Source organism: Streptomyces sp. AP-93 (genome assembly GCF_022808175.1).
In the GTDB taxonomy this organism is placed as follows: Bacteria; Actinomycetota; Actinomycetes; order Streptomycetales; family Streptomycetaceae; genus Streptomyces.
Genome location: NZ_JALGBX010000014.1, coordinates 31,283 through 53,944, shown reverse-complemented (window position 1 = coordinate 53,944; position 22,662 = coordinate 31,283). Strand labels below are relative to the sequence as shown.

At 73.5% G+C, this 22,662-nt stretch carries 22 protein-coding genes, 1 tRNA gene and 1 pseudogene; 9 read left to right on the top strand and 15 right to left on the bottom strand.

The genetic code is table 11. The features are described from left to right. The first annotated feature begins 336 nt into the window (after nucleotides 1-336). Nucleotides 337-1,572, top strand: a complete 1,236-nt coding sequence (locus MTF69_RS23000) for a M6 family metalloprotease domain-containing protein (RefSeq protein WP_243337165.1) — start codon at nucleotides 337-339, stop codon at nucleotides 1,570-1,572. Between the two features lie 28 nt (nucleotides 1,573-1,600). Here the strand turns inward: MTF69_RS23000 and MTF69_RS22995 are convergent, their stop codons facing one another. The 4 genes and pseudogenes from MTF69_RS22995 to MTF69_RS22980 form a co-directional block, all read right to left on the bottom strand. Continuing rightward, nucleotides 1,601-2,737 carry an alpha/beta hydrolase gene (locus tag MTF69_RS22995; RefSeq protein WP_243337164.1) on the bottom strand — a complete coding sequence of 379 codons (1,137 nt, stop codon included), beginning with the start codon at nucleotides 2,735-2,737 and terminating at the stop codon, nucleotides 1,601-1,603. 209 nt (nucleotides 2,738-2,946) lie between these two features. After that, nucleotides 2,947-3,020, bottom strand: a tRNA-Lys gene (locus MTF69_RS22990). Beyond that, nucleotides 3,011-3,596, bottom strand: a pseudogene (locus MTF69_RS22985) (bifunctional DNA primase/polymerase). The gene MTF69_RS22990 and the pseudogene MTF69_RS22985 overlap by 10 nt, the downstream one beginning before the upstream one ends. Before the next feature lie 123 nt (nucleotides 3,597-3,719). Next, a complete protein-coding gene (locus MTF69_RS22980) occupies nucleotides 3,720-4,067 on the bottom strand; it encodes a hypothetical protein (protein ID WP_243337163.1) in 348 nt (115 codons plus the stop codon). A gap of 105 nt (nucleotides 4,068-4,172) precedes the next feature. Between MTF69_RS22980 and MTF69_RS22975 the strand changes: the two genes are divergently transcribed. Beyond that, complete coding sequence (locus tag MTF69_RS22975; protein WP_243337162.1) at nucleotides 4,173-5,435, top strand: M20 family metallopeptidase; 1,263 nt, start codon at nucleotides 4,173-4,175, stop codon at nucleotides 5,433-5,435. On the opposite strand, the gene MTF69_RS22970 is transcribed toward MTF69_RS22975, so the two are convergent. After that, complete coding sequence (locus tag MTF69_RS22970; RefSeq protein ID WP_243337160.1) at nucleotides 5,425-6,039, bottom strand: NADPH-dependent FMN reductase; 615 nt, start codon at nucleotides 6,037-6,039, stop codon at nucleotides 5,425-5,427. The two genes, MTF69_RS22975 and MTF69_RS22970, sit on opposite strands and share 11 nt — an antisense overlap. 73 nt (nucleotides 6,040-6,112) lie before the next feature. On the opposite strand from MTF69_RS22970, the gene MTF69_RS22965 reads away from it, so the two are divergent. Next, nucleotides 6,113-6,619 (top strand): MarR family winged helix-turn-helix transcriptional regulator, encoded by a 507-nt coding sequence (locus MTF69_RS22965; RefSeq protein WP_243337153.1) that lies wholly within the window; start codon nucleotides 6,113-6,115, stop codon nucleotides 6,617-6,619. Between the two features lie 6 nt (nucleotides 6,620-6,625). Here MTF69_RS22965 and MTF69_RS22960 read toward each other — a convergent pair whose 3' ends face one another. The 5 genes from MTF69_RS22960 to iscB form a co-directional block, all read right to left on the bottom strand. Then, a complete protein-coding gene (locus MTF69_RS22960; protein ID WP_243337151.1) occupies nucleotides 6,626-7,969 on the bottom strand; it encodes an AAA domain-containing protein in 1,344 nt (447 codons plus the stop codon). Next, on the bottom strand, nucleotides 7,966-9,558 hold the full coding sequence (locus MTF69_RS22955) for a hypothetical protein (RefSeq protein ID WP_243337149.1): 1,593 nt from the start codon (nucleotides 9,556-9,558) through the stop codon (nucleotides 7,966-7,968). The genes MTF69_RS22960 and MTF69_RS22955 overlap by 4 nt, the downstream gene beginning before the upstream one ends. Continuing rightward, nucleotides 9,546-10,769: a hypothetical protein gene (locus MTF69_RS22950; RefSeq protein ID WP_243337142.1), complete on the bottom strand. Its 1,224-nt coding sequence runs from the start codon at nucleotides 10,767-10,769 to the stop codon at nucleotides 9,546-9,548. Before MTF69_RS22950 ends, MTF69_RS22955 begins: the two co-directional genes overlap by 13 nt. Next, nucleotides 10,714-11,730, bottom strand: a complete 1,017-nt coding sequence (locus tag MTF69_RS22945; protein WP_243337139.1) for a phosphatase PAP2 family protein — start codon at nucleotides 11,728-11,730, stop codon at nucleotides 10,714-10,716. The genes MTF69_RS22950 and MTF69_RS22945 overlap by 56 nt, the downstream gene beginning before the upstream one ends. A 150-nt stretch (nucleotides 11,731-11,880) precedes the next feature. Further along, a complete protein-coding gene (iscB, locus tag MTF69_RS22940; protein WP_243337137.1) occupies nucleotides 11,881-13,272 on the bottom strand; it encodes an RNA-guided endonuclease IscB in 1,392 nt (463 codons plus the stop codon). Nucleotides 13,273-13,636: 364 nt separating this feature from the next. On the opposite strand from iscB, the gene MTF69_RS22935 reads away from it, so the two are divergent. Further along, complete coding sequence (locus MTF69_RS22935) at nucleotides 13,637-14,233, top strand: histidine phosphatase family protein (RefSeq protein ID WP_243337135.1); 597 nt, start codon at nucleotides 13,637-13,639, stop codon at nucleotides 14,231-14,233. Between the two features lie 108 nt (nucleotides 14,234-14,341). Here MTF69_RS22935 and MTF69_RS22930 read toward each other — a convergent pair whose 3' ends face one another. From MTF69_RS22930 to MTF69_RS22920, 3 genes are read right to left on the bottom strand one after another with little or no spacing between them, the layout of a single operon-like run. Next, nucleotides 14,342-14,737, bottom strand: a complete 396-nt coding sequence (locus MTF69_RS22930) for a PIN domain-containing protein (protein ID WP_243337133.1) — start codon at nucleotides 14,735-14,737, stop codon at nucleotides 14,342-14,344. After that, the gene (locus MTF69_RS22925) at nucleotides 14,737-15,012 is read right to left on the bottom strand and encodes a hypothetical protein (protein ID WP_243337130.1); all 276 of its coding nucleotides are present in this window, start codon (nucleotides 15,010-15,012) and stop codon (nucleotides 14,737-14,739) included. Before MTF69_RS22925 ends, MTF69_RS22930 begins: the two co-directional genes overlap by 1 nt. Nucleotides 15,013-15,066: 54 nt before the next feature. Further along, nucleotides 15,067-16,416, bottom strand: a complete 1,350-nt coding sequence (locus tag MTF69_RS22920) for a tetratricopeptide repeat protein (protein WP_243337129.1) — start codon at nucleotides 16,414-16,416, stop codon at nucleotides 15,067-15,069. Between the two features lie 397 nt (nucleotides 16,417-16,813). Between MTF69_RS22920 and MTF69_RS22915 the strand changes: the two genes are divergently transcribed. Together MTF69_RS22915 and MTF69_RS22910 are read left to right on the top strand one after the other, a co-directional pair. Then, entirely contained in the window at nucleotides 16,814-17,230 is a 417-nt protein-coding gene (locus tag MTF69_RS22915; protein ID WP_243337127.1) for a hypothetical protein, read from the top strand. Nucleotides 17,231-17,276: 46 nt separating this feature from the next. After that, a complete protein-coding gene (locus MTF69_RS22910) occupies nucleotides 17,277-18,167 on the top strand; it encodes a spermidine synthase (protein ID WP_243337123.1) in 891 nt (296 codons plus the stop codon). A gap of 7 nt (nucleotides 18,168-18,174) precedes the next feature. Here MTF69_RS22910 and MTF69_RS22905 read toward each other — a convergent pair whose 3' ends face one another. Then, nucleotides 18,175-19,677 carry a class I adenylate-forming enzyme family protein gene (locus tag MTF69_RS22905; RefSeq protein WP_243337121.1) on the bottom strand — a complete coding sequence of 501 codons (1,503 nt, stop codon included), beginning with the start codon at nucleotides 19,675-19,677 and terminating at the stop codon, nucleotides 18,175-18,177. Nucleotides 19,678-19,718: 41 nt separating this feature from the next. After that, entirely contained in the window at nucleotides 19,719-20,267 is a 549-nt protein-coding gene (locus tag MTF69_RS22900; RefSeq protein WP_243337119.1) for a hypothetical protein, read from the bottom strand. Between the two features lie 79 nt (nucleotides 20,268-20,346). On the opposite strand from MTF69_RS22900, the gene MTF69_RS22895 reads away from it, so the two are divergent. The 3 genes from MTF69_RS22895 (at nucleotide 20,347) to MTF69_RS22885 (ending at nucleotide 22,657) form a co-directional block, all read left to right on the top strand. Further along, a complete protein-coding gene (locus MTF69_RS22895) occupies nucleotides 20,347-21,036 on the top strand; it encodes a response regulator transcription factor (protein WP_243337117.1) in 690 nt (229 codons plus the stop codon). Further along, on the top strand, nucleotides 21,033-22,424 hold the full coding sequence (locus tag MTF69_RS22890; protein ID WP_243337115.1) for a HAMP domain-containing sensor histidine kinase: 1,392 nt from the start codon (nucleotides 21,033-21,035) through the stop codon (nucleotides 22,422-22,424). The genes MTF69_RS22895 and MTF69_RS22890 overlap by 4 nt, the downstream gene beginning before the upstream one ends. 68 nt (nucleotides 22,425-22,492) lie before the next feature. Further along, complete coding sequence (locus tag MTF69_RS22885; RefSeq protein ID WP_243337114.1) at nucleotides 22,493-22,657, top strand: DUF5993 family protein; 165 nt, start codon at nucleotides 22,493-22,495, stop codon at nucleotides 22,655-22,657. Nucleotides 22,658-22,662 lie beyond the last annotated feature (5 nt).

The window sequence follows — 22,662 nt, the reverse complement described above, 5'->3', positions numbered from 1 at the left end:
CCGCAGTGCGTGTGAGTGTCCGTGCAGGAAAGTGTGCCGATCATAGAGGCTGCCGGACGGCCCTATCCAGCGGCGACGCCGTGCGGGGCGCGGGAGTTCGGCGTGATGACGGATCGTCGACCTGACGGCGACTGATCGTTTCCGCACGGCTGTGAGCATCCGGCGCCCACCGCTGATCCGACCTGATCGGTCGTGACTTTCCGTAGGCGCATGTGCGAAACCCGGCGTCACCGGCTTGCCCTAGTGCTCACTCGTGTGGGGCAGCGGAACAGGGCATTAGTAAGACAATCGCCCCAAGGTGGATGAAGAGGTACTAATCCACCACCGGAGGTCGATGTGCCGCGACAGCAGACACCCGGGGGAGTGGACCGCTCCCGCATGCGAACCACGGCGGCGGCGCTCACTTCCCTGACGGCGCTCGCCGCCATGTCGCTCGTCGCGGGACCCGCGGTCGCCGCCCCCGGAGCCGGACCCTGCGCGCTGACCCGTACGGCGGCCCACCACTCCCTGGGCGTGGACAGCTGGAACGGCGCCTATCCCAAGCCCGAGCGCACCCTCAACGCGGTCATGGTCTTCCTCTCCTTCCCCGACCACCGCCCCACCCTGACCACCGGGGAGCTCACCGCCGACTACTTCCCGGCGACCAGCGAGTTCTTCGAGCGCGCCTCCTACGGCCGCTTCCGCCTGGTCCCGCACCCGCAGAAGCAGTGGATCCAGATGCCCAAGCCGTCCGCCGCCTACGGGATACAGCGCGACTGGGCCCCGGCGGACCGGGCCGCCTACCTGCGCGACGCCGTGGCCGGGGCCGACCCGGCGGTGGACTTCGGCCGGTACGACGTCGTCTACTTCGTCGCCGACCCGGACGCGCCCGGCGTCGACTCCGATGCCACCAAGGTCGTCAACTTCGAGCAGCCGATCCGGGCCGACGGCACCGACCTGCGCCGCATCGTCACGGTCTTCGAGAAGCACCCGCCGGACCGCAACGTGCTCGCCCACGAGACCGGGCACGTCTTCGACCTGCCGGACCTCTACCACCGGCCCTCGGACGGCAAGGGGGACTGGGACACCTACGTCGGGGACTGGGACGTCATGGGCAGCCAGTTCGGCATGGCCCCGGACCTCTTCGCCTGGCAGAAGTGGAAGCTCGGCTGGCTGGACGCCTCCCAGGTCGACTGCGTGGGATCCGGCTCCTCCCTGCACACCCTCCAGCCGCTGTCCGAGGCCCCGCGCCCGGGCGGTACGGGCGGCACCCGGCTCGCGGTGATCCGTACGGGCGCCGGCAGCGCGATCGCCGTCGAGGCGCGGGGCTCCGCGGGCAACGACGGGGACACCTGCACCGAGGGGGTCCTCGTCTACCGGGTCCGCAACGAGGCGGCCTCGGGCGGCGGGCCGATCGAGGTCGTGGACGCGCACCCCGACACCGAGGCCTGCTGGGACCGGTCCGTGTACCCGCCGCTGGCCGACGCCCCGCTGGAGGTGGGGGAGGCCTTCACCGTCCCGGGTGAGGGGATCACCGTGGAGGTGGCGGACCGCACGCAGTCGGGCGCGTACACGGTGAAGATCACGCGGTAGGGGCGGCAGGCGGCGGCGGGCGCCGTCGTCAGCCTCGGGTCCAGCGGAAGTCGACCTCCGGGTAGCGGGGGGAAGGGGCGTTCAGCAGGGGGGACGTCCGGCCCTTCAGGAACCGGTCGAGGGTCAGGCGGGTGTAGGTCCGGATCAGCTCGGTCGAGCGGGCCGGGTCCAGGGTCCCGAGCAGTTCGGCGTACAGGTCGGCCGGCCAGCTTTCCGCCAGGCCGCCGGGAACGGCGAAGTGCGGCAGATCGGTGTAGGTGAGGTGGCCGGTGCCGCGAGCCCGCAGCTGGCGGCCCCATCCGCGCTGGTGCCCGCGCCAGCGCTGCCAGGTGTCGTGGTCCTCCAGAGCGGTGAGCAGCAGGTACGGACGGTCCAGCCCGAGGTCGGCCACCGATGAGCCGAACAGGGCGCCGTCGAGATTGACCCCGACGGCGAAGCGGTCGTCGAGCCGGAGGAGTTCGGCGGCGGCGGCTCCGCCCATGGAATGTCCGACGACGCCGATCCCGCGGGGGTCCGCGCAGGGCGAGCGCCGCCGACGGGTCAGGGTCGTGGCGACGAACCGCAGGTCGCCGACGCGCGCGGCTATTTCGAGGCGTTCCTGGCGGTCCCAGTCGTCCGACTCCTCGGGCAGCACGCTGTGGACGGCCCGGCCGTCGGGGAACTCCACCACCGCCGCGTCGTAGGTGTGGTCGATGCCCGCGACCAGGTACCCGTACGAGGCGAGCTCCTCGGCCAGGGCGGTGCAATTGCTGCGGCCGCCCTTGCGCCCGTGCCCGAGCAGCACCAGCGGCAGCGCTCCCGGCACGGCCGGCGCTCCGGTCCGGGCGTGCGGACGTACGGCCGCCAGCGTGCCGGCCTCGAGGGGCAGACCCGCCTCGAGGGCGGCGGCGACCCGGCTCGTGGTGTACGGGGCCCGGCGGAAGCCGGTGGTGGTGAGCGCGGGGTACCAGAGCTGCACCATGAGTTCGCGCGGCCTGCGGTCCGGCGCGAAGGGGTCGTCACGGTCGTGGTCGACCAGGTGCAGGTCGATGGTGCCCACCGGCCGCCGGGAAGTGGGAGCGGGGAGATCGATGATCTGCCCGGCGGCCCGCGCGGGCACGGAGGGCAGGGCGACCGCCCCCGCGCTCAACCCGGCGAGGACCAGAAGGGACCGGCGCGTGACCATCAACCACCCCAAGGCGACTACGTGCGGAAGGACTTGACGAACGCTCACCCTAGAAGGTCTGGACCATTCTGCCTAGGTGTGGGGGCGCAGGAGCGCGTGCCCGCGCCGCGGCGTGATCGCGGCCCGCGGAGATCGGCATCCCGGGTTTCACGGAACGCGCGACGGAAACGAAAAAGACCCCCACCTGAGTGGGGGTCTTTCTCCGTCTGTGCGCCGCCAGGGACTCGAACCCCGGACCCGCTGATTAAGAGTCAGCTGCTCTAACCAACTGAGCTAGCGGCGCTTGGTGACGAGGAAGACATTAGCACCCCGACCGGCGATCGGAAAAATCGATATCCGCAGCTCGGGTGGCACGGACGAAGGCCCACAGCAGCGCCTCCGGTCCGGGCAGCCACGGCAGCCGGGTATCGGGCGCCACGAGCCAGCGCGAGGGCCCGCCGCCGGAGGCCAGCGGGGGCACGGTGACGGCGTCGCCGCGGCCGTGGCAGAGCGGGGCGGGCACGGGGGCGCCCCACTCCTCCCAGGCCAGCAGGGCCGGGAGCCGGTGCGCGGTGCCGGGGGCGGCGAAGAGCAGGGTCCGCCCGCGGTGCACGGCGGCAGGCCCGGAGCCGGGGCCTTCGGCCCAGAGCAGGTCGAGCATCCGGCGTCCGAGGACGAGGGGGACGTTGACGACGTCGAAGGCGGTCCCGCAGGGCAGCACGGCGGGCGCGGTGGGCCGGGCCTGCCAGGCGGCCAGCGTGCCTCCGGGCTGGGCGGAGGCCGAGGCCAGCCAGGCGGCGCCGGCCGGGGTGACGTGGGTCGCGGAGGCGGTCGTCGTCGTCCGCAGGTCGAGCGCGGGGCAGCCGGTCAGGGTCGTCATGCCGTCAGGTCTACCCGGGGTAGCGGACCGATCTCCGGGAGTTACGGGAAACCGGGACAGGCAGGGTGGGACTGGGGTATGTTGCGCCCCGCATATGCCAGGGTCGCGGCCCCGGGCGTGTCCTCAGGCGCCCTCGGGAGCGGTGCCGCGCAGCAGGGACTCGCCGAACTCGATCATCTTGCGGGCGTAGTCCTCGGTCCACTCCGCCTGCTCCGCGATCGCCGCCGCCGGCAGCCGGTCGAACCGCCGCGGATCCGCGAGCTGCGCCGCCGCCACCGCCTGGAACTCCACCGCCCGCTCCTGGGCGGCACGGAAGGCCAGGGTCAGCTCCGTCGCCCGGACCAGCAGTTCCCGCGGGTCGTCGATCGATTCCAGGTCGAAGAAGTGCTCCGGGTCCGTGACGGTCTCCGACGGCTCGAAGAGCAACTGCGCGGGCCGCAGCCTCCGCTCGGTCCGCTCGGGCTCTGCCATGCGTGTCCTCCTGCTGGACGTGAGAAAAGCTTCCGGGCCACCGTCCATTGTCCAGCTTCGCGCAAGGGCGCCCGAGGGCCCCGGCGCATGGGCTAGAACGTGCGTATGACCGATGGTGTGCACGAGACGCTGGACAAGCTCTGCGACGAGGGCATCGAGCAGGTGATCGGCTGGCGCCGTCACCTCCACCAGAATCCGGAGCTGCCCAACCGCGAGGCCGCCACCGCGCGGCTCGTGGCGCGGGAGCTCGGCGCGTTCGGACTGGACGAGGTGCGGACCGGCATCGCCGGGCACGGCGTGGTCGGGGTGCTGCGCGGCGGCCTGCCCGGGGACCGGGTGGCGGCGCTGCGGGCCGACATGGACGCGCTGCCCGTCCCCGACCGCTGCGGCGCGGACTTCGCCGCCACCGGCCGGGCCTCGCACGCCTGCGGCCACGACTGCCACACCGCGATGCTCCTCGGAGCCGCGCGCGCACTGGCCGACGTACGGGTGCGGGAACGGCTGCCCGGGACCGTGCTGTTCGTGTTCCAGCCCGCCGAGGAGGGCCCGCCGGTCGGCGAGGAGGGCGGGGCGCGCCTGATGGTGGCCGAGGGGGCCTTCGCGGATCCCGTCCCCACGATGGCCTTCGGCATGCACGTCACCCCGCACCCCAAGGGCTGGGTGGGCTACAAGTCCGGCCCGATGTACGGGGCCTCCTGCCTGGTCCGCGTCACCGTCACCGGCCGGCAGTCCCACGCCTCGTCCCCCTGGTACGGCATCGACCCGATGCCCGCCGTCGGGGCGCTGCTGACCGGGATCGGCCAGCTCTACCGGCAGGTGTCGGCGTTCTCCCCGGTCACGGTCTCCATCGGCCACATCGAGGACGTCGGCCGGTACAACGTCATCGGCGAAACCGTCACCCTGTGGGGCACGATCCGCTGCGCCGAGGAGCGGGACATGGCCGAGGTCAAACGCCGGCTGACGGTGCTGGCCGAGCACACGGCCGAGGCCTACGGGGCCTCCGCGACCGTCGAGCTGCTCCAGGACGTGCCCGCCGTACGCAACGACGCGGCCTGGGTCGAGGCCGCGCTGCCCACCCTGCGCCGGGTCGCGGGCACGGACCGGGTGGTGGAGGTCGGCGGCACGCTCGGCTACGACGACGTCTCCGAGCTCATCACCCGCTTCGGCGGGCTGTACGTGATGCTCGGCGTCCAGGACACCGCCCTGGACCCGGCGAGCGGCGAACCGGTGGCCGTCCCCGGCGGCCGGGGCCTGGTGGGCAACCACCACCCCGCCTTCTACGCCGACGACGACACCCTGATCACGGGCGTACGCCTGCACGCGCACGCGGCGCACGACCACCTGACCGGGGCGCTCGTCACGCGCTGACCGGAGTCCTCGCCAGGGCGGCGAGCTCGTCCAGTACGGCCGCGAGCTCGCCCGCGAGGTCCTGCGGAGCCCGGAACCCGTCGGCGGTGACCAGTCCGGTGATGCCCGGGACGGCCGCCGAGGCCTCGGCGGCCACCATGCCGACGGCCTCCAGCACCGGCCGCAGCATCCGCCCGGCCGGAGCGCCGCCGGAGCCGCCCGCGCTGTAGGAGAGCAGGCCGGCCGGCTTGCCGTGCCATTCGCGGTAGAGGAAGTCGATGGCGTTCTTGAAGGGGGCGGTGAAGCCGCCGTTGTACATCGGCAGGACGAAGAGGAAGGCGTCGGCCGAGTCGACCAGGCCGCTCCAGGCGCGGGTGTGGGGATGGGCGTAGATCCCGGTGGAGGCGTATGCGGGCTCGTCCAGGAAGGGCAGGGCGATCTCGGCGAGGTCGACGGGGGTGACCTCGAACCGCCCCCCTCCGTGCTCATGCGCCTGGCCGGCGGCCCAGCGGGCCAGGGGGCGGGCGGCGGAGGTGGGGCGGACCGACGCGGAGATCACGTGCAGGCGGATCGGGTGCGGGTTCGGATTCACGGTGGGCTCCTCGGGGTTTTGTTGACGTGTCACCTATGGAAGCGTGAGAGTGGGTGACGTGTCAACTAGATAGGTGACGTGTCACGTACCGGTCTAGACTTCGAGCATGACCGAGAACGAGACGGGGAACGAGACGGGGAACGAGACCGCGCCGCGCTGGCTCAGCGAGCCCGAACAGCAGGCCTGGTATGCCTGGCGGCGGATGTTTCCGCTCGTCAACGCCGATATCGCACGCGATCTGACCCAGGACAGCGGGCTCTCCGAAGCCGACTACGACGTCCTGTCCGTCCTCGGCTCCACCGACGGCCACCGCATGCGCATCAGCGCCCTCGCCGTGCTCATGCAGTGGTCCCGCAGCCGGCTCTCCCACCAGCTCACCCGGATGGAGCAGCGGGGCATCGTCCGCCGCGAAGAGGTGGCCCACGACGGGCGCGGCGCCGAAGTGGTGCTCACCGAGCAGGGCGTCACCACGATCATGACGGCCGCCCCGCTCCACGTGGAATCGGTGCGCCGCCACCTGATCGACATCCTGACCCCGGAGCAGCTGCGCACCTTCGCCGAGGTGGGCGAACTGCTCCGCACCCGCCTCGGCGTCGAGCGCAAGACCCGCTGATCCGGGCTACGGCCGCCAGGCCACCCGGTGTTCGGCCAGGTGGGCCAGCACCGAGTGGTTGGCCTCCCAGCCGTCCGGGAACTTCATGGTCACGCCCAACTGCACCGGTTCCGAGGACGGGTGGGCGTCCAGGAGCTCCGCTATCCCCGCCCGGGCCACCACCACGCAGGCGTGCCGGTGCCGTGAGGCCAGGACGCAGAGGCGGCCCGTCTCCAGGTGGAAGGCGGTCGCGTCCGGGCGGCCCGACAGGGGGTGCAGGAACACCGTGAGGTCGTACTCGCGGCCCTGGAGCCGGTTGGCCGTATCCACGGTGACCCCCGTGACCCCGAGCGCGGACAGCGCCGCCCGGACCGCCGCCGCCTGGTCCCGGTGGGCGGTGCCCACCGCGATGCGGTCCGCCGTCAGCGCAGACGGGCCGCCCGCCTGCTCGTCCACCGTCACCGCACCCCGGTCCAGCGCCCGGCGCACCACCAGGGCCACCGCGCGGACCGCCTCCGGGTCGGTGCGCGGGGTGTGCCGGGCGGGCAGCTCCAGCAGCCCCCACCCCGACTCGGCGGCCTCGTCCAGCACCCGGTCGGGGCCCGAGCCGTCGCCCGCGACCCCGTAGGACATCCGCCGCTCGCCCGGGCCCGTACCGCTGCGGAACTGCGTGTACGGGTAGAAGGCGCGGGAGACCAGCGGCGCGGCCGAAGCCGGCAGCCGCCAGGACACCGGCAGCCGGTGCTGCGGCAGGTCCGGGTTGTGCGCGAGGAGGGTGGACACCGCCGAGGCGGAGGGGTCGTAGGACAGGCCCGCCCACTGCTCGGCCCCGACCACGCTGAAGGGATCGAGCTGCCCCGGGTCGCCCACGAACAGCGCCCGGTCGAACAGCCCGGCCACGGCCAGCAGCGCGTCCGAGCGCATCTGGTACGCCTCGTCCACGATGGCGTGCTCCCAGGGCTCCACGTCCTTGACCCACGCCCACTTGGCCGCCGTCGAGATGGTCACCGGCAGCCCCGCGAGGTCCGCCGGCTTGGCCGAGAGGACCACCGAGTCCAGGTCGCGCAGGGCCGGATCGTAGGCGTCGCCCTCGCTGCTGTGCAGCCGGCCCACCTTCAGCTCCGGGTCCTTCGCGTGCAGCCGCAGCACCAGGTCGTCGACCTGCGCGTTGGTCTGCGCGACCACCATCAGCCGGCGCCCCGCCGCCGCCAGGTCCCGGGCCGCCCGCACCACCAGGGTGGACTTCCCGGCCCCCGGCGGGGAGTCGACGACCACGCCCCGGGCCCCGCCGTGCAGGGTGTCGCGCAGGATGGCGTCGGTGGCCCGGCCGGCGGCCGCACCCGGATCGAAAGCGGTGCTCGCGGTGCTCACAGGAGGTCCTCGGCGGTCACGGGGTCGGGCAGCGGCAGGATCGGGGCGTCACCGGTCAGGTGCGCGGGCGGCCCGCCGTGGGTCCACGGCGTCTGCTCGGCGTCCGGCAGCCTGGGGCCGCCGCGCGCATCGTGCTCGAACAGCGTCCAGCACACCCGGTCGCCCTTCTCCGGCACCGAGCCCGGCTCCGGGTCCTTGCCGCGGCCCATCTTGTCCAGGACGCGCAGCACGAGCCGGCCGTCCTCCTCCCAGCGTACGAACTGGGCGCTCTGCGGGCGCCCCTCCAGGGAGCGGTACACCTTCGGGCCCCCGCCACCGCCGTCCCCGGTGAGCTGCGGCCGGTCCTCCGTGGCCACCCACACCAGCGGGCGCGGGCTCGGCCGCTTCGACTCCGTCCACTCCATGACCACCTCGGTGACCTCACCGGCGAAGGCCTCGCCCGCGAGCCGCCGGCCCGCCATCACCAGCAGGTCGTCCAGCGCCTCCTGGGCGTCGAGCCGTACCTGCTCGGTCTCCCGCGTCGCGAGCTTGCGCGCGGCCGTCACCGCGTCGTCGCGGCGCGGCTGCGGGCCCTCGCCCGCCCGGACCCGGTCCCGGTGGCCGGTGTAGGACCAGCGGTCACCGGTCCAGCGGTCCTCGGTGCGCTCGCCCGCCGGCAGTTCGCGCATCAGGTCCAGCGCGTGCCACACGGCCCACCAGGTGCTCTGCATCTGGTCCACGACCAGCCGCCGCAGCGCCCGCTCGGCGAACCGCGGACCGTCCCCGTCCCTGGGCTCCGCCGCGCGCGCCGCGTCGAACTTCGCGATCGCCGGGGCCAGCAGCTTGTTGTCGAAGGCCGGATCGGTGGCCGGACCGGCGGGCGGGAGCAGCAACTGTCCGTCCTCGCCGCGGCCGAGCTCGGCGCGCAGCGCCAGCTCGGCGCCGGAGGCCCCCTCGGGCGGGTCGATCCACGCCAGCAGCGCCTGCAGGTGCTGGTCCTCCAGGTTGCTCTGGCCGGTCGCCCAGTGCCGGGACAGCAGGTCCGTCGCCGACAGCAGCATCGAGGACCCCGGCACCCGCGAGCGCTCGGCGAAGTGGGTGAACCAGCGGCCCAGCAGCGGCACCTGTGCGGGCACCGGATACGGGTTCTCGGGGTCCTCCTCGGCGGTCCGCCGGAACCGCATGGACCGCCCCAGCAGCCGGACGTACTCGATGCCCGCGCGGCTCGGCACGATCAGCTGCGGTGCGTCCAGGCAGAGCTCGGCCTCCACCTTGACCCGCTTGCCCGTCTCCGGGTCGGTCTCGCTGCGCTCCACCGGCTCGACGGCGTCCGCGTAGCCGTCGATGTACGGCATCAGGTTCCGGGCGAGCTCGGCGAGGAACTCCCACCGCATGTCCCGGTCGCGCGGCTGCGGCACGACCAGGATCCGGGGGTCGTGCCGGTCGGTTCCGAACATCGCGCCCAGCGGGGCCCCGGCCTCACCCGCCGTCGTCAGCGGTACGAAGACCAGCGGCTGCTCACCGAGATGCCGGTGCCGTACGGTCGCCAGCGGCTGGGCCCGCCCGGCGCGGACGGCCTCCAGCCGGGCCAGGGTGTTCAGCAGGGACATTCGACGGCCTTCGGGCGGATGCGGGCAGGGGCTTGCTCCAGCGCCTCGGCGCGCAAGCGGGTGGCGTACCGCAGCGCGGCCGCGGTGGGGTCATCGAAGGCGACGTCGGAGGCAGGGCCGGTGCCGTCGGTGCCGGTGCCTCCGGTGCCGCCGGGGGCTCCGCAGCCTGCGGCCGCCGCGAGGGCGGCCTCGACCGTGGTCAGCCCGCCCAGCTCACCCCGTACGGAGCGGCCGAGCGCGGTCACCTCGTCGGCCCCGCGCGCCCGGTCCCGGCAGTGGAAGGCCAGCTCGCAGGCGGCCAGGCACTCGGGGGCGTAGGCGGCGGACACGGCCGACACGGCCTCGGTCAGCTCCTCGCAGGAGCGCGCCGGATCGAAGCTGAGGCCTTCGGGCAGGGCCCCGGCCAGGTCCTCGACCCGGGTGAGCCGCTCCAGCTGGCGCCGGGTCACCGAGCGCTCGCGGCGGATGTCGACGGGTGCCGCGGCGGGCAGGTTGGAGAAGTCCTTGGGGCAGACGAGCAGCACGGTGTGCCCGACCTCGGCGCCGGCCACCTTCGCGGCGGTCGTCTCCAGGGCCAGGACGTAGACCGCGGCCTGGCGGGCGGCGGCGCCCACCTTCGCGGCGTCGGCGGCCCCGTCGATCATCGGGAACGACTTGATCTCCACCACGGTCCAGCGCCCGTCGGGGTGCACGACGACGGCGTCCGGCTCCAGGTAGGCGGGGGAGCCGGCCACCTCCAGCGCGAGCATGGGGTGGTCGAGCAGGGTCCAGGCGCCGGCGGCGGTCGCCTCGCGCAGCGCGAGCGCGGTGCGGGCGGCGCGGCCCTGGGGGCCGGCGGCGGTGAGGTCGGGGGTCAGGGCGTCCGGTCCGGGCGGGGCGGCCGCGCCGCCGGATCCCGCGCCGAGGTGCTCGTACACCAGCCGCAGCAGCTCGGCTCCGCCGTCGCCCTTGACCTTGGCCTCGAAGGAGTTGCCGCGCACTATGGCGAACTGCGACTGGCCGAAGGCGGCGGGGGAGCCGAGGGCCGCCGCGAGGATGGTCTTGTCCACGCCGGCGCCGTCGAGCAGGGCGCGTCTGCCGCAGCCGGGGTTGGCGGCGAGGGCCGCCAGCGCGCGGGCGTCGAGCGGGCGCGGTGCGACGTCGGGGCCGCGCAGATCAGCGAGCCGTTGCCGCAGCGTCTTCGGGGGATTCGGGGGATTCGGGGGATTCATCGGCTGCGCGGCCTGAGTGGCCTGCCATGCCGCCGGCTGCGCCGTCGGCACGGGGGACCGCGGCGGGGTCTGCGGCGGCGAGGCGCTGGACGGGTAGGAGCTCACCCGCGGAAGTCTCCCATCCGACACTGACAATCGTGGACTTACCGCGGAAACCGGCTGTTCGGGTGGTGTGCGGGGCGGGCTCGGCGGACCCGCCGGACGCGGAGAGTCCGGCTCCGGTGATCCCGGCGATTCCGGTGATCCCGGCGGGCAGGGCGCGGGCCGCGAGGTAGCCGGCCCCCATCACGGCGGCCCCGGCGACGGCGTCGAGGAAGTAGTGGTTGGCCGTGCCCATGACCACCACGGTGGTGACGGCCGGGTACGCGGCCCCCAGCGCCCGGACCAGCGGCCGGCGCGCGCAGCACCACAGCACGACCCCGCACCACAGGGCCCACCCCACGTGCAGGCTGGGCATGGCCGCGAACTGGTTGGTGAAGGAGCCGAGCCCGCGCGGCGCACTGGCCTCCCCGCCCCACCAGCCGTATGAGCTGTACCGGGCCATCGTGTCGGTGAACCCGTACGAGGCGTCGAGCAGCCGGGGCGGGCAGGTGGGCACCAGGGCGAAGCCGACGAGTCCGAGGAGGGTGGAGAGCATCAGCCAGGTGCGGGCGAATCGATACTGCTGGGGGCGGCGCCGGTAGAGCCAGACCAGTACCGCGGGGGTGACGAGGTAGTGCAGGGAGGCGTAGAGGAAGTCGGCGGATATGCCGAGGACCGGCTGGCCGGTGAAGAGCCGGTTGAGCGGCCGCTCCAGGTCGATGGCCAGGAGCTCCTCCAGGCGCAGGATCGCGAGCCCGTGGTCCACCGCCAGCCCGACGTCGCCCCGGACGAGGAGTCTGCCACCCGAGTACGCCGCGTAGACGAGTCCCAGGAGCAGCAGTTCTGCCCACCATCGAGGGGGCTGCGGGCGATTGGTCATACGGCGTAGGACGTCTGTGTACAGGCGGAGGTTGCCTGCCGTTCATCGCGTTCATTTTTCGTGGATGGTCCCTGCCTTGGCCGGGGAGGAACCCAATCCTTGGATCGGAGGCGCGGAGTGCCGGATATCGCTCGATTCTGTCGGGGGCGGTCAGGCAGGGGTGGTGGGTCCTTCGGGTCGGGTGGTGTAGGCGTATCCGTCGGCTCGTTGGAGGAGCCGGAAGTGTTTGTGGCGGATGCCCTGGACGAGGCCGTGCGCGCTTTTGACGTTGAAGCTGCCGGTGGCGCGGACAGCGATGCGGCCGGTGTGGGTGCCGGCCCTCTTGCCGGTGGGGACGACGGCGCGGGCGAGGTCGCCGGTCTGGTAGCCGAAGAACTGCTTCTGCCTGGGCAGGCGCAGGCGGGGGAAGCCGTACTTGTCGGTGCGGGTGCGCGCGTAGGTGCCGCGCCCGGTTGCCGTGACCGAAAGCACCGTGGCTGGGGTGCGGGTGATGGTGTCGAGTTCGCCTACGCATAAGGCGTCGAGAGTGTGTGTCTTTGGGGTGCCGGTCCGATATCGATTCCATTTGGTGCGGCCACCCGACGCGGTGCGCACCGTAGAAAACGCGGCATCGAGGGAGCGCCACAAGGCCCAGCGGGTGGCGTTGACGGCTGCCGCGTCCCGCAGGGGAGCCTTGGCCTGGGCGAGGATGCGGGCCAACACGCGCGGTGATTGACTGAGGAAGTCTTCGACGGGCTGGTTGGACTTCTTCTCGTTGCAGGGGATGCACGCGGCGCACAGGTTGGAGATGCGGTCGCTGCCGCCGCGTGAGCGGGGATGGATGTGGTCGATGTTGAGGGGGACTCCGGTGGCGCCGCAGTAGGCGCAGCCCCGGCCCCATTTGGCGAGGAGGTACTCGCGGACTTCTGTGCCGTGCAATGTGCCGTACTGGTACTCGGCTCCTGCCAGCGGTCCGCCATGGGACATGGCGTGGGTGTCGAACGCGACCCGTTCCACGTGCACGGCGCGGACGGGTGCCCAGCGTGCGAGCCGGGTGGTCCACGACATGGTGGTGTCCACGCGGTGGCGCAGTGACGGGGCGAGCCAGCCCTTGGGACGGGCCCGGTTGGAGAAGCGGGGTGCGCGGTGGCGCAGGTTGCGGGTGCGCCGGCCGCGCCGGTAGGCGGCACGAGCGGTGAGCTTGTCCCGGATCACGCCGCCCCGGTGGGCCAGCTCGACCGAGTACAGCCCACGGCGCTCACCGTCCTTCGCGGTGAACACAGCGATCCCGGTGTGTTTGGAGCCGGGGTCGATTCCGAGTTCCACGCCGTCCACCTGGGATTCGGAGACAGTGCGGTCTTTGAGCCGGATGACGAACGGAGTGTGGCGGGCCACGACGGCCCGGCCGTGCTTGAGGAGCTTGCGGGCTCTGGCAGGGCTGGTCGGTTGCAGCGGTGTGCCGTGCTTGTCCAGGACGAAGACGACAGGGTGGCCCTCACGGGCCTTCTCCCCGACCTCGCGGTCGGGGGTGACGCGTCCGGCGCCAGGTGAAGCGTCGGGCATCTCCCCTCGCACATGTACCGCGCCGGGTGCCTTGCGGCGTTCGGGTCCCGTTTCGTCCCCGATCCGGGGGGTGTCTGCTGACTCGAATTCGAGAGCAAGCTGCTGAGGAAGCACAGTTTGGTCGGTCTTCTGTCCTACGCGGTACGTAGCCAACTTCGTTCACCTCCACATACGCGTTGGCTGGTGCTGGTAACGGCGGCCTTCAACCGAGGTGACTGAAGGCCCCCTCCGTCAGGAGGGGGATCCCGTTACCTGATGGATGATGGATGGACGACGGAATCCTCGCAAAGCCGTGCGAATGGTCCCATCGATGTTGCGCCCCTTATCGTCCCATCCATTCGCCCCCTCGACCGGGAGAACTCATATGGCCCCCCGCATCCTGCTGGCCCGCCACGGCCAGACGGCGTGGTCCCAGCTCGGCAAGCACACCGGACGCACGGACGTGCCCCTGCTGGAGGAGGGGAAGCGGGGCGCGAAGCTGCTCGGCGAGCGCCTCGCCCGCGACCCGTGGGCGAGCCTGCGCGGGCTGGAAGTGCGCACCAGCCCCCTGGTGCGGGCGAGCGAGAGCTGCGACCTGGCGGGCTTCGGCGTCCAGGCGGAGCCGTGGGACGCGCTGATGGAGTGGGACTACGGCGACTACGAGGGCATGACCCCGGCCGAGATCCAGGCGATCCGGCCCGGCTGGCTGATCTGGCGCGACGGGGTCCCCGGCGGCGAGTCCGTCGCGGACGTCTCGGCCCGCGCGGACGAGGTCGTCACCTGGGCCCGCTCGGCCGAACGCGACGTCCTCGTCTTCGCACACGGCCACATCCTGCGCACCCTGGCCGCGCGCTGGCTCGGCTTCGACGCCTCCTTCGGCGCCCGCATCCGGCTGGAGCCGACCTCGCTGTCGGTCCTGGGCTGGGCGTACGGGGCCCCCGCGCTGGAGCGCTGGAACGACACGGGGCACCTGGAGGGGTAGCGGCGGCCTGCCGAAAGGGCCGCTCTCCGACGGTCTGCGGTCTGCCCGCCGGGGGCGGCCCGCCGGTGCCTGGTTCCAGATCCAAGAACAGACACCGGGTTCCCCGTCTCAGATTCCCTGTACGACGACGCGGTCGCCGCAGAGCAGCTTCATGTCCTCCTCGTCGGACGTGAAGATCGTGACGTCACCGCGCTGGCGCAGTGCCACGGCCGCAAGGGCGGCGTCGACGGCGTACTTGCGGCCGTGCAGGCCGGCAGTCTCAAGCAGCTCGATCGCCTCGCCCGCGATCTCGCGGGTGACTGGTTCCACCGCGATCTTGGAAAGGGTCCAAGTCCATGCGGCCTTCTTCACACGCTGGTGGTATGCCTCGATGAGCGTCATGGAGCTGGTGACCACTCGGATTCCCGAGCGGTCCGCGTCCTTGAGGCGGGCCCCCATGACGCGGTTGCCGAGCAGGGCCTGGGAGAGGCCCTCGCTGTCGAGCAAGTAGACGAGTTCGGACATCAACTCGCCTTCCGGTCCGGCACGGACCGGGCTTTGCGTTCCGCGTGCTCCCGCTGGAGGGAGAGCCGCTCCGCCTCGGCGAGCGCCAGCTCGGCGTCGGTGACCTCCCCGTGCTCGCCCTCCCACCAGCCGACGAACTCATGAAGGTGGTCCCGCTCGCGCTGGCGCTCTATGGCCTGTGTGACGTACCGGCTGAAGCCGCCGGACCCCACCTCGGCGCGGATCTCCTCCGCCAGCTCCTCGGGCAGAGTCACGGTGTACTTCTTCGTTGCCATACCAGTCATCATACCGTCAGGGGTCCGTCGGCCGCCGCTACAGCTCCCGCCCGGTCAGGCCGACGCGTGCCGCCCGAGGAACGCGCCCACGCGCGGCGACCGCTGGTGCGGGACCAGCGTGCGGGCCGTCGCCGCCAGCATGGACTGGATCCGGGTCGACTGGACCTCCTCCAGCAGCTCCAGCACCCGGCCGCCCGCCCAGGCCGCCTCGTCGGGGGCGCCCGCGTGGGCCAGGTTGTCGGCGAGCTCGGCGGTGTAGAGGGCGACGTTGCGGGCGAAGTGCGGATCCTGGAGGTCCGCCGCCCGGCGGGCGTGCCGGGCGGCCCGGGCGTGCTCGCCGAGCGCGGCCCAGCAGCGGGACTCCAGGGACTCCAGCTCGGCCTCGCCGAAGAAGGACATCCACTCGGGGTCCGCCCCCGCCTCGCCGCGCGAGAACTCCGTGTGCGCCCGGGTCAGCGCCTCCTCGCAGGCCTTGCGGTCGGACAGGCCCGCCCAGCCGCCGGCCTCGCGCAGGGCGAGCAGGGACAGCAGCCGCGGGGAACCGAGCGAACGGGCGGCGCGGCGGCCCGCCTGGGCCGCCCGTACCGATTCGCGGGGGCGCCCGCAGTCCCGGGCGAGGAAGGCCATGTTGCTGAAGGCGTGCGCCTCCAGGCCGGCGTCCCCGGAGACCCGGGCCGTGGCCAGCGCCTCCGCGTAGTGCGAGCGGGCGTCGTCGAACCGGCCCGAGTCGTGCGCGAGCCAGCCCACCGAGATGGCGAGTTCCCCCGCGCCCGCGTGCAGCCGGTCCTCGGTGGACTGCCGGGTCGCCCCGGCGTCGAGCAACGCGTAGGCGGTGCGCAGGGGTTCGGCGGCCCGCCGGTACAGGGCGTCGGCTCCGTGCCGGTCGTCCAGCAGCCGGATCTGGCGTACGGCGTCCTCGACGGCGGCCGCCTCGGACTCGCCGGCCCGGGAGGGCATCCGCCGGGTGTCGCCGAGCAGGGTGAGGCTGAGGGTTGCGGCCGCGACGGTCGCGGAGCCCCCCGCCATGAACGCGCGACGCAGCACGTCGCTCTCCTTGGAACGCGAAGGGGCAGGGAAGCCGGTGGGGTGGGGGCGTTTGGCGAAGGCGGAGAAGGGTGCGGCCTGTTCGCGCTGCGCGAGCCGGCCCCGTACCGTCTCGCGCGGCGAGAACCCCAGGTCGGCCAAGGTGCGGCCGGGGAACATGTGGAGGAAGACCCGCTCGTAGGCGTAGTTGGGGCAGCGGATCTCGCCGGACTCGACCCGGCCGATGTAACGGGCGTCGCAGGAAACCGTTTCTCCGATTTCCTTCGCCGCCCTGCGCACCAACGCGGCGAACTCGGCCGGGGAATGCTGACCGCGCAGCCGCCGGAAGGGGGTGTTGGGTGAGTGGGGGGACGCCGCCATCAGTTCCCTTGCTCTCTGGTAGTTTCCCTCTGCCCCGTAAGGGGTCGGTTCGGGCTGGACCGCAGCCTTCGGGCTGGAAGCCCCCCTCTGCATAGGTGGGGGAGCGGAGTCACGGACGTGGCCTCTCTGGCTGCGAACCATCCCGATGGCGGGTGAGCCCCGGCGGCATGAAAGTACCGCCGGGGCTGGGGTGTTCACCCCGGGTTTGGCTACAAAACGGATATCTCACCCGCGATCCGCCATGAACTGCCATCCTTTGCAGCGTCTTGCCACCGCACCTGTTGACGTTCCCGTGCGTTGAACCCATGCGGAGTGGGAGGAAGCCCGCCGGCTTCCGGGACCGCTCCCGCGATGCTCGTACGCGGATCGAGGAGGGGTTCCCTTGGTGGAGGGCGGCATGGAGAGCACGGATACGAACACCGCGCCCGACCCCGGAGCGGTCCTCATCGCGGGCGCACCGGACCTGGTCACCGTGCCCACCCGGCAGGGGCTCGAGGCCGTCGACATCATCCAGCGGGCCGCCGGTCAGGCCAGCCGCGCGGGCGGTGTCGGCCCGGTCCTGCACGACGGCTCCGGCAGCACCCTCGGCTTCCTCGTCCCGCCCGGCACCGCCGACGCCTGGGACCTCCCGGGCAGCGCCTGTACGCACACCAACGGGCGCGGCATGCGCTTCGGCGACACCTCGCCCACCGCGGGCGACACCGGCTGGCTGCTGCCGCCGGAGGCCGTCGGGCCGGTCACCGACCCGGAGGTGCTGCGGGCGGCGCTCGGCGAGGCGGCCCGGCTGATCGAGGCCGCCGACAACTGCCGGTAACGCCCGCCGGACCCCGCCCCCGGCCCTGACCAGCCATAATGAGGGCGTGGCGAGCAAGGGCAAGGGCAAGGTCAAGGGCGATGACAAGCGGCGCGGGCGCGATGCCTCCGAGGCCCCGGCCGGGCAGGTCGACGGCGGTCACGCCGCGCTGGAGCCCGACCGGGAGCGGCCGCGCGCCTGGACCCTGTTGATCGACGGAGCCCCGCAGTCCCACGTGGACCTGGACGACCCCGGGCACCTGGACTTCTCCTACCAGCGCCGGATCGGCCACCTGATCGACCTCTTCGCCCCGGCCCGCCAGCCCCTGAACGTGCTCCACCTCGGCGGCGGCGCCTTCACCCTCGCCCGCTACACGGCCGCCGCCCGCCCCCGGTCGACGCAGCAGATCGTCGAGATCGACGCCGGGCTCGTGGCCTTCGTACGGGAACACCTGCCGCTGGACCCGCAGGCCCGGGTCCGGGTCCGCGCGGTCGACGCCCGGGCCGGGCTGGCGAAGATCCCGGACGGCTGGGCCGACCTGGTGATCGCCGACGTGTTCAGCGGGGCCCGCACCCCGGCACACCTGACGAGCGCCGAGTTCCTGGACGACGTACGCCGGGCCCTGGCGCCGGGCGGCTGGTACGTGGCGAACCTCGCGGACGGTCCGCCGCTCTCCCATCTGCGGGGCCAGATCGCCACGGCCGCGTCCCGGTTCGCGGAACTGGCGCTGGCCGCCGACCCCGTGGTGTGGCGGGGGAAACGCTTCGGCAACGCCGTGCTGGTGGCCGCCGACCGGGAGCTCCCGGTGGCGGAGTTCACCCGACGGGTGGCGAGCGATCCGCACCCCGGCCGCGTCGAACACGGCCGGGCCCTCATCGACTTCGCGGGCGGGGCCGTCCCGGTCTCGGACGCCTCGGCGGTGGCCTCGCCGGAGCCCCCGCCGTCGGTCTTCCGCTGACCCGGGGCTACTGCCCGGAAGCCGCGGCCAGCTCCCGCAGGCGGCGCTTGTCCGGCTTGCCGCGGTCCGTGAGCGGGAGCGCGGGCAGCCAGAACACCGCCGTCGGCCGCTGCCCCGGCGCCAGCTCCGCCGCGACCAGCGCGCACGCCGCCTCCGCCGCCTCCTCCGTCGGGGTGTGCCCGGGGGCCGCGACGAGGAAGGCGCACACCGCTTCCCCGGTGAGCGGGTCCGTCCGCCCCACGACGGCAGCCCGGGCCACGGCGGGGTGCCGGGTCAGGGCCGTCTCGATCGGGCCGCAGTAGATGTTGGCCCCGTGCACCATGACCACGTCCTTGACCCGGTCGTCGAGGTACAGGTACCCGTCGGCGTCGAAATGCCCGACATCCCCCGTGCGCAGCCAGCCGTCGTGCAGGGCGTCGGCCGTCAGGGCGGGCTGATTGCGGTAGCCGGCCATCACCATCGGGGAGCGCACCCACACCTCCCCGGTCGCCCCGGGCGCGGAGCCCCGTACCTCGACCTCCACCCCGGGCGCCGGACGGCCCACGGAGCCGAGCAGGTGGGGGCGGTCGGCGACCGCCGCGTCGTGGTCGGCCGGGGAGAGCCGGCTGAGCACCCCGGCCTCGTTCATCCCGTAGCCCTGCGTCCAGCGCACCTGCGGACCCCACCGGGTCAGCGCCCGCCGCAGCCGCTCCGGGTGGACGGGGGAGTCGCCGTAGGAGACCCGTACCAGGCCGGGTACGCCGTCGGCGGTCTCCGGGTCGTCGAGCAGCCGGTACAGCATCGAGGGCGTCAGGTACGTGGCCGCGGGCCCGAGGCGCCGGCAGGCCTCGGCGAACTCCCGGGTGTCGAAGGGGTGCAGGATCTCGGAGCGGCCGCCGGCCCGCAGCTGCTCCAGGCACCGGCCGCCCGAGCGCTGGGAGAGGGAGTCGGTCGACACGAACGTGAGCGGCGCGGAGCCCGCGGTGTTCGGGGAGTCGGCGCGGGTGGCCGTACGGGCCGCCATCGCGGCGAAGGTCGAGGCGACGCCCTTCGGCCGGCCCGTCGTCCCGCCCGTGTAGGTCACCCGGGCCACGTCCCCGTCGCGCGCCGCCACCGCGACGGGCAGGGCCTCCCGGGCGGAGGCCAGCTCCAGCAGTGCGGCCAGCCCGATGCGGGCCGCGGGGCCCGGCGGCACCGGGGTGTCGTGGACGACCAGGGCGGGCTCGCAGTCCCGTAGGAGGTGGTCGAGTCCGTGGGTCGTGGGGCCGACGCACACGTGGGTCAGCCGGGCCCCCAGCACGTGCGCGGCCAGCCGTACGAGCAGGGTCCGGGGCGGATTGCCCGCCGATACGCAGGCCAGCCCGGAGCCGCGCCGGATGCCCAGGTCGGCGAGCGCGCCCGCCAGCCGGTACGTCCAGGCCAGCACCTCGGAGTGGGTCAGGACCCAGGGACCGGATCCGAAGGCGGGGCGGTCGCCGTACCGCTCGCAGGCGTCGATCAGGTCGGTGACGTACCGCGCGCCGGTGCTCATGGCGCCACGGTATCCGGCGGGCCGGATCCCGGGGACGGGCCCTATGGGTCGACGATCTCCACCAGCGGCGGGTGGTCGTGCCAGGTGCAGAACACCGACACCTCGCGGCCGTCACGGGTGAAGGTGACGCGGATCCAGGACGGCTGCTTCCAGACCTGCATCCGCCAGCCGGCCAGCGGGGTCGCCGAGACCAGCTCGGCGGAGGTGGCGCCGAGATCGAAGACGACCCGGCCGCCCGAGACGCTGTACGCCTTCACGTTCGCGCTCGCGCTCGCGGCCCCCTGCCGCCGCGGAGGGGGCGTGGGCGGCGCGGAGGACTTGGCGGAAGGGGACGGGGACGGGGACGGCGAGGGCGAGGTCGGCGCCGCGGACGGGGACGGGGAAGGAGACGGCGTCGGATCCGGCGGCTGCGCCCGATGCGTGGAGGAGGAGAGGGGCTGCGTGGCCAGCGGCACCGCGAGCGGCGGATCGTAGGCGGTACCGGACATGACCGAGTGCACACCCCACCACGACAGCGTCACCGCCGCCCCGGTCGCCAGGGTCCACGCCGCCGCATGGCCGACTGCTCTACCGACAAGTCCTCGTCGCATCGGGGGACATACTGCACCACCCGTCCCAGACCTGGCCCGGCACCCCTCGCCGTCCCCCGAATGGGCTACGGTGCGGGCCATGGCAAGTGTGCTCGTGGTCGAGGACGACCAGTTCGTACGTTCCGCCCTCATCCGGCACCTGACCGAGGCCTCGCACACCGTGCGCAGCGTCGGCACCGCCCTGGAGGCGCTGCGCGAGGTCGCCCACAACCGCTTCGACGTGGTGATCCTCGACCTCGGCCTGCCCGACCTGGACGGGGCCGAGGCGCTCAAGATGCTGCGCGGGATCACCGACGTGCCCGTCATCATCGCGACCGCCCGCGACGACGAGGCGGAGATCGTCCGGCTGCTCAACGACGGCGCCGACGACTACCTGACCAAACCTTTCTCCGTGGAGCACCTCTCCGCCCGGATGGCCGCGGTCCTGCGCCGTGCCCGCTCCTCCGCCGGGGCCGAGCCGCCCTCCCGCGTGCTGCGCGTCGGCGGCCTCGCCATCGACCCGCTGCGCCGACAGGCGGAGCTGGACGGGGCGGTACTGGACCTCACGCGGCGGGAGTTCGACCTGCTGGCCTTCCTCGCCGGGCGGCCGGGCGTGGTCGTGGCCCGCCGGGAGCTGCTCGCCGAGGTCTGGCAGCAGTCGTACGGCGACGACCAGACCATCGACGTCCACCTGTCGTGGCTGCGCCGCAAGCTCGGCGAGACCGCCGCCCGCCCGCGCTACCTGCACACGTTGAGGGGTGTCGGGGTGAAGCTGGAGCCGCCGGCGTGAGGTGGGCTCTCGTCAAAGTCTGCCTCGCGGTCACCGTGATGGTGGTCGTGGCCTTCGCCGTACCGCTCGGGCTGGTCGTCCAGGAGATGGCCAGCGACCGGGCGTTCTCCAACGCCGAACGGCAGGCCGCCACCATCGGGCCGACGCTGTCCATCACCACCGACCCGGTGCAGTTGCAGAAGGCCGTCGAGTCCACGCAGATGGGCGCCGACCGGCGGATGGCCGTCCACGTGCCGGCCGTCGGGGACGCCCCGCGCGTGGACATCGGCGACGGCTGGGCCGGTGAGCGGGCCGTCTCCGAGACCCGGCGGATCGGGCGGGCCGCGACGGCCCCGGTGGCGGGCGGCGGCTTCGCGCTGCTCCAGCCCGTGGCGCTCGGCTCCGGGGACATCGCCGTGGTGGAGATCCTCGTTCCGGAGAGCGAGGTCAGCAATGGCGTCGCCACCGCCTGGGTGGTCCTCGCGGGCGTCGGCCTCGCCCTGGTCGTGGGCTCGGTGGCGGTCGCGGACCGGCTCGGCGCCCGCCTGGTGCGGCCGGCCGAGCGGCTCGCGGACGCCGCGCACCGGCTGGGCGAGGGGCGGCTGGGGGCGCGGGTCCCGGAGGAGGGGCCGAAGGAACTGCGCTCGGCCGCCGTCGCGTTCAACTCCATGGCGGACCAGGTGGTGGAACTCCTGGCTAACGAGCGGGAGCTGGCCGCCGACCTGTCGCACCGGCTGCGGACGCCGCTGACGGTGCTGCGGCTCAACGCGGCCTCGCTCGGCGACGGCCCGGCCGCGGAGCAGACCCGGGCGGCCGTGGAGCAGCTGGAGCGGGAGGTCGACACGATCATCCGTACCGCCCGCGAGCAGCGGCCCGCCGCCGCGCAGGGGCCGGGCGGCGTGCAGGGGGCGGGCGCCGGCTGCGACGCCTCCGAGGTGATCCGCGACCGGATGGCCTTCTGGTCGGCGCTGGCGGAGGACGAGGGCCGCGAGGTGCGGCTCGCGGGGGTCGACCGTACGGTACGGATCCCCGTGGCCCGGCCGGAGCTCGCCGCGGCGCTGGACGCCATGCTGGGCAACGTGTTCCGGCACACCCCCGAGGGCACCCCCTTCGCGGTGGACGTCCACGACGCCGGTGACGCGGTCATCGTGCTCGTCTCGGACGCCGGGGGCGGCATCGCCGATCCGGACGCGGCCCTGCGGCGCGGCAACGACGGCGGCCGCGACGGGTCCACGGGCCTCGGGCTGGACATCGTCCGGCGGGTCGCGGAGTCGACGGGCGGCGACGTGCGGCTGGGGCGTTCGGTGCTCGGCGGCACCGAGGTGCGGGTGTGGATCGCGCTGGACGGGCGGGCGCGGGGCGAGTCCGCCCGCGCCGGACGCGGCCGACGCAAGCGGCGACGCAACTGACGTAACCCTGGGGGCGGCGGGGGCGCGCCGCGCGCCCGGTATGTCCCCCTGTCGGTACGGTCCGCGCCATGGACACCCTCATCTTCGGCGGCCTCCTCGCCACGCTGATCGCGATGTACCGGGACGCCCCGCGGTTCGTCGTGCTCGGCGCCTGGTGGCTCATGCTCTTCGCCGTGATCCTGCTGATGGCGCACCACATCACCAGCAGCCTCGCCCTCACCTTGAGCTACTGACCGTG

Excerpts from the sequence above, each read along its gene's own strand:
- MTF69_RS22995 (WP_243337164.1), bottom strand. The coding sequence starts at position 2,737 with ATGGTCACGCGCCGGTCCCTTCTGGTCCTCGCCGGGTTGAGCGCGGGG.
- MTF69_RS22980 (WP_243337163.1), bottom strand. The coding sequence starts at position 4,067 with ATGGCAGAGCCCGAGCGGACCGAGCGGAGGCTGCGGCCCGCGCAGTTG.
- MTF69_RS22975 (WP_243337162.1), top strand. The coding sequence starts at position 4,173 with ATGACCGATGGTGTGCACGAGACGCTGGACAAGCTCTGCGACGAGGGC.
- MTF69_RS22965 (WP_243337153.1), top strand. The coding sequence starts at position 6,113 with ATGACCGAGAACGAGACGGGGAACGAGACGGGGAACGAGACCGCGCCG.
- MTF69_RS22955 (WP_243337149.1), bottom strand. The coding sequence starts at position 9,558 with ATGTCCCTGCTGAACACCCTGGCCCGGCTGGAGGCCGTCCGCGCCGGG.
- MTF69_RS22950 (WP_243337142.1), bottom strand. The coding sequence starts at position 10,769 with ATGAATCCCCCGAATCCCCCGAATCCCCCGAAGACGCTGCGGCAACGG.
- MTF69_RS22945 (WP_243337139.1), bottom strand. The coding sequence starts at position 11,730 with ATGACCAATCGCCCGCAGCCCCCTCGATGGTGGGCAGAACTGCTGCTC.
- iscB (WP_243337137.1), bottom strand. The coding sequence starts at position 13,272 with ATGCCCGACGCTTCACCTGGCGCCGGACGCGTCACCCCCGACCGCGAG.
- MTF69_RS22935 (WP_243337135.1), top strand. The coding sequence starts at position 13,637 with ATGGCCCCCCGCATCCTGCTGGCCCGCCACGGCCAGACGGCGTGGTCC.
- MTF69_RS22930 (WP_243337133.1), bottom strand. The coding sequence starts at position 14,737 with ATGTCCGAACTCGTCTACTTGCTCGACAGCGAGGGCCTCTCCCAGGCC.
- MTF69_RS22925 (WP_243337130.1), bottom strand. The coding sequence starts at position 15,012 with ATGGCAACGAAGAAGTACACCGTGACTCTGCCCGAGGAGCTGGCGGAG.
- MTF69_RS22920 (WP_243337129.1), bottom strand. The coding sequence starts at position 16,416 with ATGGCGGCGTCCCCCCACTCACCCAACACCCCCTTCCGGCGGCTGCGC.
- MTF69_RS22915 (WP_243337127.1), top strand. The coding sequence starts at position 16,814 with ATGGAGAGCACGGATACGAACACCGCGCCCGACCCCGGAGCGGTCCTC.
- MTF69_RS22905 (WP_243337121.1), bottom strand. The coding sequence starts at position 19,677 with ATGAGCACCGGCGCGCGGTACGTCACCGACCTGATCGACGCCTGCGAG.
- MTF69_RS22900 (WP_243337119.1), bottom strand. The coding sequence starts at position 20,267 with ATGCGACGAGGACTTGTCGGTAGAGCAGTCGGCCATGCGGCGGCGTGG.
- MTF69_RS22895 (WP_243337117.1), top strand. The coding sequence starts at position 20,347 with ATGGCAAGTGTGCTCGTGGTCGAGGACGACCAGTTCGTACGTTCCGCC.
- MTF69_RS22885 (WP_243337114.1), top strand. The coding sequence starts at position 22,493 with ATGGACACCCTCATCTTCGGCGGCCTCCTCGCCACGCTGATCGCGATG.